Origin of the sequence: Olsenella sp. An270, assembly GCF_002159735.1 — a bacterium.
Taxonomy (GTDB): Bacteria; Actinomycetota; Coriobacteriia; order Coriobacteriales; family Atopobiaceae; genus Thermophilibacter.
In genome coordinates this window covers 85935-99347 of record NZ_NFJF01000005.1, presented here as the reverse complement: position 1 = coordinate 99347, position 13413 = coordinate 85935, and the positions used below count along the sequence as shown (strand labels likewise).

General features: G+C 68.0%; 11 protein-coding genes. 8 read left to right on the top strand and 3 right to left on the bottom strand.

The window, feature by feature from the left end:
* The first annotated feature begins 66 nt into the window (after positions 1-66).
* From B5F73_RS06760 to B5F73_RS06745, 4 genes are all read left to right on the top strand, one after another.
* Entirely contained in the window at positions 67-1035 is a 969-nt protein-coding gene (locus B5F73_RS06760; protein ID WP_087227492.1) for an L-lactate dehydrogenase, read from the top strand.
* A gap of 160 nt (positions 1036-1195) precedes the next feature.
* Positions 1196-1948, top strand: a complete 753-nt coding sequence (locus B5F73_RS06755) for an ABC transporter ATP-binding protein (RefSeq protein WP_087227491.1) — start codon at positions 1196-1198, stop codon at positions 1946-1948.
* Positions 1948-3738, top strand: coding sequence for a hypothetical protein (locus B5F73_RS06750; RefSeq protein WP_087227490.1), 1791 nt, complete (start codon positions 1948-1950; stop codon positions 3736-3738). The genes B5F73_RS06755 and B5F73_RS06750 overlap by 1 nt, the downstream gene beginning before the upstream one ends.
* A 99-nt stretch (positions 3739-3837) precedes the next feature.
* Entirely contained in the window at positions 3838-5574 is a 1737-nt protein-coding gene (locus B5F73_RS06745) for a Tat pathway signal sequence (RefSeq protein WP_204206282.1), read from the top strand.
* Between the two features lie 14 nt (positions 5575-5588).
* On the opposite strand, the gene B5F73_RS06740 is transcribed toward B5F73_RS06745, so the two are convergent.
* Both B5F73_RS06740 and B5F73_RS06735 read right to left on the bottom strand, forming a co-directional pair.
* Entirely contained in the window at positions 5589-6590 is a 1002-nt protein-coding gene (locus tag B5F73_RS06740) for an asparaginase (RefSeq protein WP_087227489.1), read from the bottom strand.
* Positions 6587-7414 carry a Cof-type HAD-IIB family hydrolase gene (locus tag B5F73_RS06735; protein ID WP_087227488.1) on the bottom strand — a complete coding sequence of 276 codons (828 nt, stop codon included), beginning with the start codon at positions 7412-7414 and terminating at the stop codon, positions 6587-6589. Before B5F73_RS06735 ends, B5F73_RS06740 begins: the two co-directional genes overlap by 4 nt.
* 239 nt (positions 7415-7653) lie before the next feature.
* On the opposite strand from B5F73_RS06735, the gene B5F73_RS06730 reads away from it, so the two are divergent.
* The gene (locus B5F73_RS06730; protein ID WP_087227487.1) at positions 7654-8583 is read left to right on the top strand and encodes a hypothetical protein; all 930 of its coding nucleotides are present in this window, start codon (positions 7654-7656) and stop codon (positions 8581-8583) included.
* A gap of 80 nt (positions 8584-8663) precedes the next feature.
* Here the strand turns inward: B5F73_RS06730 and B5F73_RS06725 are convergent, their stop codons facing one another.
* Positions 8664-10145: a DUF1846 domain-containing protein gene (locus tag B5F73_RS06725; RefSeq protein WP_087227486.1), complete on the bottom strand. Its 1482-nt coding sequence runs from the start codon at positions 10143-10145 to the stop codon at positions 8664-8666.
* A gap of 209 nt (positions 10146-10354) precedes the next feature.
* On the opposite strand from B5F73_RS06725, the gene B5F73_RS09455 reads away from it, so the two are divergent.
* The 3 genes from B5F73_RS09455 to B5F73_RS06705 are packed head-to-tail and all read left to right on the top strand — an operon-like array spanning position 10355 to position 13397.
* Entirely contained in the window at positions 10355-11725 is a 1371-nt protein-coding gene (locus B5F73_RS09455) for an alpha/beta hydrolase-fold protein (protein WP_204206281.1), read from the top strand.
* Positions 11726-12937: a carbamoylphosphate synthase large subunit gene (locus B5F73_RS06710; RefSeq protein ID WP_087227485.1), complete on the top strand. Its 1212-nt coding sequence runs from the start codon at positions 11726-11728 to the stop codon at positions 12935-12937.
* The gene (locus B5F73_RS06705) at positions 12927-13397 is read left to right on the top strand and encodes a GNAT family N-acetyltransferase (protein WP_087227484.1); all 471 of its coding nucleotides are present in this window, start codon (positions 12927-12929) and stop codon (positions 13395-13397) included. The genes B5F73_RS06710 and B5F73_RS06705 overlap by 11 nt, the downstream gene beginning before the upstream one ends.
* Positions 13398-13413: the final 16 nt, after the last annotated feature.

The following is a 13413-nucleotide window of genomic DNA, read 5'->3' as shown; positions in this document are numbered from 1 at the left end:
CGCCCCCACGGGTGCCCCTTTTTTTTGTGAGAGACGGCGCGCCGCGCCACGACGATAGGAGCTCGCATGCACGGAGAAGACATCCGCACTCGCAAGGCGGTCATCATCGGCGCCGGACGCGTGGGCAGCCACGTGGCCCTGTGCCTCATGTTCCAGCACCTCGTGAATGAGATCGTCTTCCTCGACGTCAACAAGGAGGCCGCGCGCGCCCAGGCGCTCGACCTCGACGACCTCGCCTCCGGCCTCGGTGACTCCTTCACCATCCGCGTGGGCGACTACGCCGACTGCAAGGACGCCCACTTCGTGATCCTCACCGCGGGCCGCAGCCGCCGTCCCGGCGAGACGCGCCTGCAGATGCTCGACGGCACCATCAAGGTGCTCGACGGCATCGTGGGCCCGCTGCGCGACTCCGGCTTCCACGGCATCCTGATCAGCGTCTCCAACCCGGCCGACATCGTGGTCGAGTACCTCTATCGCAAGATGGGCCTGCCCCGCAACCAGGTCTTTGGCACCGGCACCTCGCTCGACTCCGCGCGCCTGCGCCGCGTGCTCTCCGAGACGATCGACGTGGGCAGCCGCCAGATCCAGGCCTTCTGCATGGGCGAGCACGGCGACTCCATGTTCATCCCCACCTCCCGCATCTCCGTCGAGGGCATCGGCCTGCGCGAGTACCTGTCGCTGCGTAACGACGTCGTCGACTCCATCGACTTCGACGACGTCATGCGCCGCGTGCGCGAGTCCGGTGCCGCGATCATCGCCGGCAAGGGCTGCACCGAGTTTGGCATCGCGTCGGTGGTGTCCACGCTTGTGACCTCGATCCTGCACAACGAGAAGCGCGTGGTGCCGCTGTCCGCTCACCTCGACGGCGAGTACGGCGAGTCCGGCATCTCCGCCGGCGTGCCGTGCGTGATCGGCAGCACCGGCGTCGACTCCGTGCTCGAGATCGACCTCTCCTACGACGAGCGCCGTGCGATGCGCAAGTCCTGCTCGATCATCCGCGACTACTGCGAGAAGGCGCTGCCCGCCGAGGAGTAAGGACATGACAAAGGTGCCAGGGCACTTTGTCAGGTTTCCTGACAAATGACCCTGGCACCTTTGTCATGTGACGGAACCGTAACGACTAGTTTGCCGGGGGGGGGGGTCCTCCTGGGATAGAATTGCGCGGTCCCCAAGAGGCGACGACGACAGGAGAGACATGATCCGCATCGACCACGTGTCCAAGTCCTACGACGGCGGCGCCACCTGCGCGGTGCGCGACCTCACGCTCGAGATCAAGTCCGGGGAGATCTTTGGTCTTCTCGGCCCCAACGGCGCGGGCAAGTCCACGCTGCTCAACATGCTCGCCGGCGTGCTCGCGCCCACCTCGGGCGAAATCGAGCTCGACGGCGTCGACATCGCCGCGGACCCGCTCGCCGCCAAGCGCAACCTCTGCTACGTGAGCGACTCGCCCGACCACCTGCTGCGCCTCAAGGGCCACGAGTTCCTGCGCTTCATCGCCGACGTCTATGAGGTGCCGGACGCCGCGCGCGGCCCGCGCATCGCGGAGCTCGCGCGCGAGTACGGCATGGAGGGAGAGCTGGACAACCAGATCCAGTCCTACTCCCACGGCATGCGCCAGAAGATGATGATCATGGGCGCGCTCCTGCCCGACCCGGCCATCTGGATTCTGGACGAGCCGATGACGGGCCTGGACCCCAAGGCCTCGTGGCTGCTCAAGCAGTCCATGCGCCGTCACGCGGACGCGGGCAAGACCGTGCTCTTCTCGACGCACGTGCTCGACGTTGCCGAGAAGGTCGTGGACCGCGTGGGCGTGATCGCCCACGGCGAGCTGCTCTTCGTGGGCACCGTCGACGAGATGCGCGAGCACTTCAAGAGCAACGGCTCGCTCGAGGAGATGTTCCTCGAGCTCACGTCCGAGAACTCGCCGTTTGCCGAGGAGGCCAAGTGATGGCGCGCTCGGCGGCCCAGGGCTTCTCCTGGCGGCAGCTCCGCGTGATGCTGCGCGTGATCATGCGCGGCGAGCAGCACCTGGACAGCACCGGCATGGGCCTCGGCGACGACGACGCGCCGCGCAAGGGCTTCTGGGGCGGGCTCGGCTCGGGCGTGCGCAAGGTGGCGATGGGCTTCCTCTTCCTGCTGCTCGCGGCCGTGTTCTTCATGATGGGCTACCTGATGGGGGAGGTCGGCGTCACGCCGTACGTGGCGTTCAGCCTCTGCGTGGTGTGCCTCGTTGGCCTCACCGTCCTCACGGGCCTCTACCAGGCCGTGAACATCCTCTACTTTGTGCGCGACCTCGGCTACTACCTCACGCTGCCCGTCTCGGCCACGACGGTCATGTGGGCAAAGCTCGTCCACTTCCTGGGGATGTCGCTCCTGGGCGACCTCATCATCCTGCCGGTGGGGCTGGGGTGCCTCCTTGCCGTCGGCGCCGCGCCCGGGACGTGGGTCGCCATGACGCTGGCCTTCCTGCTGAGCGCCGTGGCAGTCAACCTGGCGCTCGTGATCATCTGCGTTCCCCTCATGCGCTTCTCGCGTCTGGCGCACGACAAGGACCGCTTCTCGCGCGTCTTTGGCGCCCTGATCGTGGTGTTTGCCCTCGCGGTCGGTGTGGGCAGTCAGTTTGCGCTCCAGGGCGACGGCCTGGCGTCGCTGGCGTCCGGCTCCGAGCAGCTGCTCTCCGGCGGCGTCCCCGCGGTCGTGATGGGCGTCCTGTGCCCGCCGTCGCTGCTCGCGCGCACTGTCGTGGAGGGCGACGTGCTGGTCGTGGTGGGCGGCCTTCTGGGCATGCTCGCCTGCGTGGCCGTCTATGCCGTCGTGCTCTCCGCGGTCGCGCGACGGTGGTACTTCGAGGGCGTGCAGGCGCTCCAGGGGGCCGGCGGGAAGCGCGGCCGTCGCGTCGAGGGCACCGAGCTCGCCCAGGCAACGCGCACGCGCGGCGCGTTCGCGGCCAACCTCAGCCGCGACTGGAAGACGCTGGTGCGCGTGCCGGTGTTCTTCAACCAGTTTGTCCTGAGCTCGCTGCTCATGCCGCTCTACTTCGTCGTCATCATGGTGGCGAGCGGCTTCGTGGGGTTTTCCCAGGCGTCCGAGGCGGGCATCGAGCCGATGGACCTGCTCGAGATGGCCCGCTCCCTCACGGCGCTGCTCACCTTTGACAGCCCCGCGCTCGCGTGGTGTGCCGTGGGCGTGCTCGTCTTTGGCCTCTTCCTGGGCTTCTCGGCCTACTCGTTCACGATGGGCGTGAGCCGTGACGGTGAGGACTTCTTCTTCATGCGCGGCCTGCCCATGGACTGGGGCGCGTACCTGGCGTCCAAGTTCGTGGTGCCGTTCGCGCTCTCCACGGTCCCGATGCTCGTGCTCATCGTGGCGGCGCTGGTGGTGCTGGGCGTCCCCGCGGCGGCCGGACTCTATCTCGTGGGCATCTACCTGGGCGCCACGGTCGCCCTCGGTCTGCTCTCGCTCGGCCTCGGCGCGCTCTTCCCGCGGCTCACGTGGGACAACGAGGCGCAGCTCGTCAAGGGCGGCGGCGCCACGCTGATGGTCTTCGCGGGGCTTCTCGTGGGTGCGGCCGTGATGGCGCTGCCCGCGCTCGCGCTGCTCGCCGGCGCGCTCTGGGAGGTCCTGGCGGTGCCGGTCGCGCTCGGCCTCGCGCTGGCGGTCTTCGTCGCGGAGTGCGCGGCGCTCGTGTGGTGGGTGCTCGGACCCTGCGCGAGGAGCCTCTCCCGTCGCGAGCGCTGACGCGTCGCCTGCGGCCCTCCGGCCGGCGTGCCCGCCGCCACGTGCGTTCAGCCGGCTTTGGGTACAATCTCCGCGTCGCCTATCGAGGAGGGAACCCCGATGTCCAGCCAGGGCCCGAGCCTGAAGGACCTGTTCGACCGTCTCAGCCAGCAGGGCGCCCCCGGCAACATGCCGCGCCCGGGCAGCTCGTTTTTTGACCGCGCCGCCGCCTGGGGCAAGCGCGCGCTCATCATTGCCGCGGTCGTGCTCGTGGTGGCGCTCGTCGCGTGCTACTGGTGGTTCCACCCCTCGCTCAGCCTTCAGAGCATGCAGATCTGGACCTGGATCGTGGGCATCTGCCTCGTGGCGCTGCTGGTCCTGCCCGTGCTGGCCGCGCGCAGCGAGAAGAACGCCAGGCTGTTCCGACGCCTCATGGTCATCCCGGCCGCGCCGATCGTGGGCTTCGTGGTGGGCCTGCTGCTCTCCCAGCCCTTCTTCCCCGGCAACGCCGAGCGCTACGCGAGCGTGCTCGACACCACCGACGGCGTCTTCGCCGAGGACATCGAGGAGGTCGACTACTCCGAGGTCCCCGTCATCGACCGCGACTCCGCCATTCTCCTGGGCAACCGCGCGATGGGCTCCATCCCGGAGTACGTGAGCCAGTTCGAGATCGCGGACACCTACAGCCAGATCAACTACCAGGGCCGCCCCGTGCGCGTGAGCCCGCTCGTCTACGCGGACCTCTTCAAGTGGTTCTCCAACCGCGACACGGGCATCCCGGCGTACGTGCTCGTGGACATGGTGACGCAGGAGTCCGAGGTCGTGCGGCTGGACGAGCCGATCCTCTACTCCGACTCCGAGCCGCTCGCGCGCAACGTGGACCGCCACGTGCAGCTCTCCTATCCCAGCCTCATGTTCGACCAGAAGTCCTTCGAGCTGGACGAGGACGGCCACCCCTGGTGGGTCTACCCGGTCCAGCGCCGCACGATCGGCACCTTTGGCGGCACGGACATCTACGCCGTGGTGCTCGTGGACGCCTGCACGGGCGAGACGGACTTCTACGCCGTGGAGGAGGTCCCCACGTGGGTTGACCGCGCCTATCCCTCTGACCTGCTGATCGAGCAGTACAACTGGAGCGGCATGTACGAGAGGGGCTGGCTCAACTCGTGGCTCGGCCAGGAGGGAGTGGTGCGCACCACGCCGGGCACCAACGGCCAGCTGGGCTACAACTACATCGCGCAGGGCGAGGACATCTACCTCTACACCGGTGTGACCTCCGTGACGGCCGACGACTCGAGCGTGGGCTTCATCCTGGTGAACCAGCGCACCGGCGAGTCGCACTTCTACCCGGTGGCGGGCGCGACGGAGGCCTCGGCCATGGCGAGCGCCGAGGGCCAGCTGCAGAACCTCCGCTACCAGGCCACTTACCCGATCCTGCTCAACGTGGCGGGCCAGCCCACCTACTTCGTGAGCCTCAAGGATGACGCGGGCCTGGTCAAGATGTTCGCGATGATCAACATCGAGCAGTACCAGAGCGTGGCCACGGGCTCCACGGTGGAGGAGTGCCAGGAGGCCTACCTCTCGCTGCTGGCCGCCGACGGGCTGCTCAGCGAGCAGGAGGCGGCGGACGCGTCGACGACGGTGGAGGTCTCCGGCACGATCGCCACGATCGCGCAGGCCGTGGTGGACGGCAACTCGCACTTCTACGTCACGCTCGAGGGGGACGAGACGATCTACGACTTTGCCCTGCCGGGCCTGCTCGAGATCGTGACCTACCAGCCGGGCGACGAGGTCGCGTTCATGTGCCCCGAGAAGGACGAGGACACGTCGGCCGTCACCGTGACGCAGCTCCTGTAGCTCCGCACGGGCCGCTACGCCGAGCGGTCGTGGTTGATCGGCTCGTAGAAGAGGCGCTCGACCTCTGCGGGGTCGTGGGTCCGGCCGAGCGCCCACATGGTCTTGGCGACGAGCGCCTCGGTGGTCATGTCGCCGCCGCGCAGGATGCCGCATCGATCGGCGTAGGCGCGCCCGACCTCGTAGACGCCCAGGTCCAGACCCTCCTCGGGCACCTGGGTGGTCACGACGAGCGTGCGCCCGGACTCCACCCAGTCAAAGATCGCCCGCTGGTAGGCGCCGCCGTAGGCAGGGATGCCGCCGATGCCAAAGGTCTCCAGGATCACGGCGTCGTAGTCGGGCGCGAGCAGATCGAAGATGGACGGGCGCAGCTCGGGCGTGAGCTTGAGGACGATCACGCGGTCGTCGAGCGCGTCCGAGAAGCGCGGCGGACGACCGTCCTTCTCGGCCTGCGCCACGCCGGTCGCGCGGACCACGCGCTCGCCGCGGACGTAGGCGAGCGGTGGGAAGTTCATGCTGGTGAACGCATTGAAGCTCATGGTGCGCTGCTTGCGGGCACGCGTGCCGCAGATGACCTCGCCGCCAAAGACCACGCTCACGTCGCGCGACGCGGGGTCGCAGGCGTAGAGGGCGCTGTGGTAGAGGTTGAGCTTGGCGTCGGTGAAGGGGGCGGCCATGGGCTGCTGCGAGCCGGTGAGCACGATGGGCTTCTCGCTGTCCCGGACCAGGTAGGAGAGGGCGGCGGCGGTGTAGGCCATCGTGTCGGTGCCGTGCAGGACCACAAAGCCGTCGTAGCGGTCGTAGGCCTCGCGGATCGTCGCGGCGATGCGCAGCCAGTCGCGCGGGCGCATGTTGGTGCTGTCGATGTTCATGGGCTGGACGAAGTCCAGGTCGCAGATCGTGTCCAGGAGCGGGACGCGGTCGGCGAGCTCGCGGCCGGTGAGCGTGGGGGCGAGCCCGTCGGTCTGCGGGGTGGACGCGATGGTGCCGCCGGTGGCGATCAGCAGGATGCGGCTCATCGCCCACCTCCCAGCAGGAAGCGGTCGATCGCCTCGGCGCAGCCGTCGTGGTCGTTGTCTGCCACGACGACGTCCGCCGCGGCGCGGGCGCCCTCGTTGGCGTTGCCCATCGCCACGCCGAGGCCGGCGGCGCGCAGCATGTCGATGTCATTGTCGGCGTCGCCGACGGCGATCGTGGCGGCGGCGTCGATGCCCAGCTGGTCAGCCAGGGCGAGCAGGCCCGTGCCCTTGGTCACGCCCGCGGGGGAGAACTCGAGGCTCGCCATCTCGGAGCGTGCCAGCTCGGCGTCGATGCCCGCGACGCGGGCGGCGAAGCGCTCGCGCGCCTCCGGGCTCGCGAAGTGGAAGATGAACTTCTGTATGGGCGTGCCCTCGTCGAGCATCACGGGGCGGATGTCGTCCACCTGCCAGGCGGTCGCGCGATACATGTCCTGGTAGATGCCCATGCCAAAGCGCGGCATGGCCTCGATGTGGGAGGTCTGGCAGTAGAAGCCCCGGCCCTGGAACGCGTCGACCATGACGTCCTCCGAGCCGAGGAGGTCAAACGCCTGCGCGATGATTTCGTGCGGCATGTCCGCGGACGACGTGACACGGTGGTCGCGGAGGTCGTAGAGGACGGTGCCGTTGCAGCAGATGGCGTAGCGCACGGGACCGAGGTCGGCCTGGTTGAGCTCGACCATGCGCGGGCAGCGGCCCGAGCTGATGGCGACGACCTTGCCGGCGTCCGCGGCGCGCTCCATCGCTGCGGTCGAGGACGGCAGGACGCGCTTGTCGCTGGTCAGCAGCGTGCCGTCCATGTCAAAGGCTATGAGCTCGTAGGTCATGGGCGCTCCGGGTTCGAGGGTGCTTGCATTGGATAGTAGACCATACACACCCCCCTGTTTTAAGCCGCGATACGGGTGTTTTTTGGTAGGTATGTATGGTTGGTTCGTGAAGACGTTCTTTCTCGTTTTGGCCCGGTTTGCCGCCCGCGAGTACCCCTACCTCGGGTAAGACCAAAATCGTGAAGTTTCGTGTACGCCAACGGATGTTTCGTGTCAGCGGCCCTCCGTAGGCTGGGTGCATGGTGACGCTTACCGACATAACCGCGATGCGTCTCTGGGCGCACGACGGCCTGCTCAGGAAGCTTGGGCAGCCCGTCACGTGTGCCGACTGGACCGTCTCGTCCGCCCGTGAGCTCTGGGAGACGGACCTTGGTCAGCTCGGGGAGCTCGCCACGAAGGAGAACCCTATCCATGTGCTCGTCGACGCGCCCGAGCATCGGATCCAGTCTGACCGGGTGGTGTGCCACGTGTGGTCGGGACGCCTTCCGGCGGGGTCGCTCTACCAGCTTGCGCCCGGAGTGCTCGTCACCTCTCCCGCGTTCTGCTGCCTTCTGGCGGCCGCGCGCCAGAGCGTCCCCCGCGTCGTCGCGCTCGAGATGGAATGCCTGGGCCTGTACGGGCGCGTCCCCATCCCCCGAGGATTCCTGGACCGGAGCCAGCTCATGAGCACCGATGAGCTGAGGGGCTACCTTCTCGACGCGCAGGGTTGCCCCGGGTCGAGGAAGGCGCTCGACGCGCTCGAGTGGGCGTGCGAGCGCTCGCGCTCCCCGCTGGAGACAAAGACGACCATCATCCTGGTCCTGCCGCGACGCCTGGGAGGATACGGGCTTCCCCTGCCGACCCTGAACTGTCGCATCTGGCCCTCTGCCGAGGAGCTGCCCCTCAGTCAGTTTGCGTTCTACGAGGTGGACATCTCCTGGGTGGAGAGGCGGACCGTCGTCGAGTGCGACAGCTACGCGAACCACGTCTCCCCGCAGCAGCTCAATCACGATGCGATGAAGCGGAACTCGCTCAAGGCCCTGGGCTGGAAGGTCTCGTCGGTGACGGAGGGACAGCTCTCGGGCGACGCTCTCGACGTGCTCGCGCGTCAGCTGGGAAGGGACCTCGGAATAGAGGTGAGGATGCCCCCGCCGGAGCGCCGGGACTGGCTCCTCGGGCAGATCCTATAGAGCACGACCATACACACCTACCCGTTTTCACCCCTTTTAGGGTCCAAAACAGGGAGGTGTGTATGGTCGAAGCGGATAGCCTAGCGGTGGTAGTAGCCGCGGCGCTCGTACTTGGGCTCGCAGCAGACGTTGATCCCCAGGTTGCGGTAGGTGCTCTTGTCGGCCTCGGAGAGGATGACCGAGAAGTACGCGTCGCAGCCGGCGAGCTGCGCGAGCGCGTCCACCGCCGCGTCGGCCTGGGTGTCGGTCGCCGAGGAGAGCGAGAGCGCGATGAGCATCTCGTCGGAGTGCAGGCGCGGGTTGCGGCTGCGCAGGTGCTCGGTCTTGAGGTGGCAGATCGGCACGAGCGCCTCCTCGCTCACCACGTAGGTCTGCTTGGGAATGCCGGCCATGTGCTTGGCCGCGTTGAGCAGAAGCGACGCGGCGGCGCCCATGAGGTCGGACGTCTTGCCGGTCACGAGCTCGCCGTCGGGCAGCACCATCGCGGCGGCGGGACCGCCGGTGGCCTCCTCTTTGGCGAGCGCCGCCTGGTGGGCGGGCGAATAGTCGCAGGTCACGTCGGCCTGGCTCATGAGCAGCTCGATCTTGTCGAGCGCCTCCTTGCCCTCGCCGCTGCGGCGCAGCTCCTCGGCCGCGGCGAACCAGCGGCGCACAATCTCGTTCTTGGCGGCCTCCTGGCAGACCTCGTCGTCGGAGATGCAGAGCCCGACCATGTTGACGCCCATGTCAGTGGGGGACTGGTAGGGGCTCTCACCGGCGATCTTCTCCATCATGGCCTTGAGCACGGGGAAGGTCTCGACGTCGCGGTTGTAGTTGACCGTGACGTCGCCGTAGGCCTCGAGGTGCCACGGGTCGATGATGTTGCGGTCGTCGAGGTCGGCCGTAGCGGCCTCGTAGGCGATGTTCACGGGGTGCTTGAGCGGCAGGTTCCACACCGGGAAGGTCTCGTACTTGGCGTAGCCGGCCTGCACGCCGCGCTTGTTCTCGTGATAGAGCTGGGAGAGGCAGGTCGCCAGCTTGCCCGAGCCGGGGCCGGGGGCCGTGACCACCACGAGCGGGCGGGTCGTCTCGATGTAGTCGTTCTTGCCGAAGCCCTCGTCGGAGACGATGTGGTTGACATCGGAGGGATAGCCGTCGATCAGGTAGTGGCGCCAGACCGAGACGCCCATCGCCTCGAGGCGGCGCTGGAACGCCTCGGCGTGCGGCTGACCGGTGAAGTGGGTGATGCAGATGCCGCCCACCATGAGGCCGCGCGCGCGGAACGAGTCCATGAGGCGCAGCGCGTCCTCCTCGTAGGTGATGCCGATGTCGGAGCGGCGCTTGGCGTTCTCGATGTTGTCGGCGTTGATGACGATGATGGCCTCGACGTCGTCGGCCAGGCTCTCGAGCATGCGGATCTTGGAGTCGGGCTCAAAGCCGGGCAGCACGCGGCTCGCGTGGTAGTCGTCGAAGAGCTTGCCGCCAAACTCGAGGTAGAGCTTGCCGCCAAACTGCCCGATGCGCTCACGGATCTTCTCCGCCTGGAGGGAGATGTACTTGTCGTTGTCAAAGCCGATGCGCATGGGGCCCCTTTCGTCTTCTTCTCACGATAGGAAAGGGTAGCACGAGCCCAGGGGGTCTCTCTCAACAAACTGAGCAGTCATTTTGCCCGCCGTGGGCAGAAGTTTCCGATTTGTGTCACCCTTACACAGGCAAAACGTGGCCCCCGCATGCGAGCGGTATCATGACTGATACACAATCGGGGGACATGATCCAACCTTTTGGGGGAAACATGGACAAGAAGAACATCGTGTGCACGAGCAGCATCCTGGGCGAGGACATGCACGTCGTCGCCTACGGCAAGAAGGGTCTGCCCGTCGTGGTCTTTCCGACGCAGGGCCAGGCGCCCGAGAGCCTGGAGGAGGTCGGCGTCATCGACGAGCTGGCCGACTACCTCGACTCCGGCACCATCCAGCTCTTCTGCACCGAGACCGTCGACGACGAGTCCTGGGGTGGCACCGGCGACCCCGCCGAGCGCGCCCAGCGCCAGGAGACCTACTACCACTACGTGGTCGACGAGCTCGTGCCGCTCGTGGCCAAGATGAACAAGTCGGGCGCCCGCCCGCTGGCCCTCGGCTTCGATGCCGGCGCCACCCAGGCCTCCGTTGTCGCGCTGCGCCGCCCGGACCTCTTCCAGGGCTGCGTCTGCCTCTCCGGCTGCTATGACGCCCGCCGCTACTTTGGCGACTGGATGGACGCCACGCTCTACGACAACACGCCCTGCGCGTTCCTGTCCCAGATGCCCGTCGACCACCCCTACGTGGCCGTCTACAACCAGCGCCAGCTGCTGTTCTGCACGGGCCAGGAGGCCTCCGAGGCCGACTCCCTGCGCTCCACGCACGAGATGGGTGAGCAGTTTGCCCGCCTCGGCGTCGACGTCTGGTGCGACTACTGGGGCGCCGACGTGACGCACACCTGGTTCTGGTGGAAGAAGCAGCTGCGTTACTTCCTGCCGATCGTCCTCGACGACGTCGAGAAGACCACGGCTGCCGAGAAGCCCGCGCCCGCCAAGAAGCGCGCGACCACGCGCAAGAAGGCCGCGACGACCACCGCCGCCAAGAAGCCGGCTGCCAAGAAGGCTGCTCCGGCCAAGGCTGCCGCCGAGAAGGTCGAGGAGCCCGCCAAGGCCACGGCCAAGAAGCCGGCCGCCGCCAAGGCCACCACGACGAAGGCCGCCGCCGCGAAGCCTGCCGCTGCCAAGACCACCGCCGCCAAGAAGGCTGCGACTACGAAGGCCGCGACCGCCAAGAAGGAGGTCGCCGAGAAGCCGGCTGTCACCAAGAAGGCCGCCGCTCCCGCCAAGGCCGAGAAGCCCGCGACTCCCGCCAAGGCCACCAAGGCCGCTGTGCCGGCCAAGGCCACCAAGGCTGCCGCCCCGGCGAAGGCCGTGAAGCCGGCCGCCCCGGCCAAGGCCGAGAAGCCCGCCGCCCCGGCGAAGGCCGTGAAGGCCGCGACCCCGGCGAAGGCCACCAAGGCCGCGGCTCCCGCCAAGGCGCCGGCCGCCAAGAAGGCCGCCGCGCCGAAGGCTGCCGCCGAGAAGAAGCCCGCCGCGACCAAGACGGCCGCCAAGAGCGCCGCGACCAAGGCCAAGAGCGCCAAGTAAATGAACTTCGTCTTCGTCTCGCCGCAGTTCCCGCACGTCTACTGGCAGTTCTGTGCGGCGCTGCGGCGAGACGGCGCACGGGTGCTCGGCGTCGGCGACACGCCGTTCGACGCCCTCGCGCCCGAGGTGCGCGACTCGCTCGACGAGTACTACTGGGTCCATGACCTCGAGAACTACGAGGAGACCTACCGAGCCGTCGCGTACTTCTCGTACCGCTACGGCAAGCCCAACTGGATCGAGTCAAACAACGAGCACTGGCTCGCGCTCGATGCCCGCCTGCGCGAGGACTTCAACGTCGCGCACGGCCCGCGCTCCGGCGACGTTGCCCGCTGGCAGAGCAAGGCCGCCCAGAAGCCGCTCTACGCCGCGGCGGGCGTGCCCACCGCGCGCCAGACCCGCCTCACGACCTTCGACGAGACGCGCTGGTTCATCGGCGAGATGGGCCACTATCCCGTATTCGCCAAGCCCGAGGTGGGCGTTGGCGCGGGAGGGACGCGCGTCCTGAGCTCGGACGACGACCTGCGCGCCCTTCTCGCCGACCACGGCGACACCCCTTACGTGATCGAGCAGCTCGTCCACGGGGACATCTGCTCATGGGACGCCGTCCTGGACAGCCGCGGGGAGCCCCTCTTCGAGAACCAGGAGGAGTTCCCGCCCTCGATGGCCGACGTCGTCTATGGGGGCCTCGACCTCGCCTATCTCTCATGTCCGGACGTGGACCCGGAGCTCTCTCGCCTGGGCAGGGCCACGGTGCGCGCCTTTGGGCTCGCGAGCCGCTTTGTCCACCTGGAGTTCTTCCGCCTGGACCGCGACCACCCGGGCCTCGGCGCTGCCGGCGACTACGTGGGCCTGGAGGTCAACGTGCGCCCGCCCGGCGGGACCACGCCCGAGATGATGGACTACGCGCATGCCGTGGACGTCTACCAGGTCTGGGCGGACATGGTCTGCTTCGACGAGCGCCGCGTGAAGAGCCGGGGCACGGACGCCTTCTGCGTCTACGCGAGCCGCCGTGACGCGCATCGCTACGCGCACGCCCACGAGGACGTGCTCGGGCGCTTTGGCGAAGCGGTCGTCGCGCACGGGCGCGTGCCCGACGCGCTCTCCGACGACATGGGCAACTACCAATACACGGCGCGCTTTGAGACGCGCGCAGAGGCGGACGAGTTCGTGACGTACGTCCATGAGAGGGAGCGTGAGACGGATGCGGGTTAGAAGGGCGGCTGAGAAGGACCTCGAGGGCGTGCACAACCTGCTGAGCCAGGTGCTCGAGGTGCACGCGGCGGGCAGGCCGGACATCTTCCGCTCCGGGACGCGCAAGTACACCGACGAGGAACTCCTCGCCCTGTTCCAGGATGATGCGCACCCCGTGTTCGTGGCCGTCGACGACGACGGGGCCGTGCTCGGCCACGCCTTCTGCCAGGTCCAGGACTACCGGGAGTCGAACAGCTGGCAGCCCATCGTCAGCCTCTACATCGACGACATCTGCGTCGACGAGGCCCATCGCGGCCGCGGCGTCGCCACCGCCCTCTACCGGCACGTCATCGCCTTCGCGCGCGAGCTGGGCTGCCACAACGTGACGCTCAACGTCTGGGAGTGCAACCCCGGCGCCCGCGCGTTCTACGACGCCATGGGCATGACCCCGCTCAAGACCTGCCTCGAGCAGGTGCTGTAGCACGCCAGGCCCGGCG

What these genes read in the sequence shown, in the direction of transcription:
- B5F73_RS06760 (WP_087227492.1), top strand. Translation starts at nt 67, where the DNA reads ATGCACGGAGAAGACATCCGCACTCGCAAGGCGGTCATCATCGGCGCC.
- B5F73_RS06755 (WP_087227491.1), top strand. Translation starts at nt 1,196, where the DNA reads ATGATCCGCATCGACCACGTGTCCAAGTCCTACGACGGCGGCGCCACC.
- B5F73_RS06750 (WP_087227490.1), top strand. Translation starts at nt 1,948, where the DNA reads ATGGCGCGCTCGGCGGCCCAGGGCTTCTCCTGGCGGCAGCTCCGCGTG.
- B5F73_RS06745 (WP_204206282.1), top strand. Translation starts at nt 3,838, where the DNA reads ATGTCCAGCCAGGGCCCGAGCCTGAAGGACCTGTTCGACCGTCTCAGC.
- B5F73_RS06740 (WP_087227489.1), bottom strand. Translation starts at nt 6,590, where the DNA reads ATGAGCCGCATCCTGCTGATCGCCACCGGCGGCACCATCGCGTCCACC.
- B5F73_RS06735 (WP_087227488.1), bottom strand. Translation starts at nt 7,414, where the DNA reads ATGACCTACGAGCTCATAGCCTTTGACATGGACGGCACGCTGCTGACC.
- B5F73_RS06730 (WP_087227487.1), top strand. Translation starts at nt 7,654, where the DNA reads ATGGTGACGCTTACCGACATAACCGCGATGCGTCTCTGGGCGCACGAC.
- B5F73_RS06725 (WP_087227486.1), bottom strand. Translation starts at nt 10,145, where the DNA reads ATGCGCATCGGCTTTGACAACGACAAGTACATCTCCCTCCAGGCGGAG.
- B5F73_RS09455 (WP_204206281.1), top strand. Translation starts at nt 10,355, where the DNA reads ATGGACAAGAAGAACATCGTGTGCACGAGCAGCATCCTGGGCGAGGAC.
- B5F73_RS06710 (WP_087227485.1), top strand. Translation starts at nt 11,726, where the DNA reads ATGAACTTCGTCTTCGTCTCGCCGCAGTTCCCGCACGTCTACTGGCAG.
- B5F73_RS06705 (WP_087227484.1), top strand. Translation starts at nt 12,927, where the DNA reads ATGCGGGTTAGAAGGGCGGCTGAGAAGGACCTCGAGGGCGTGCACAAC.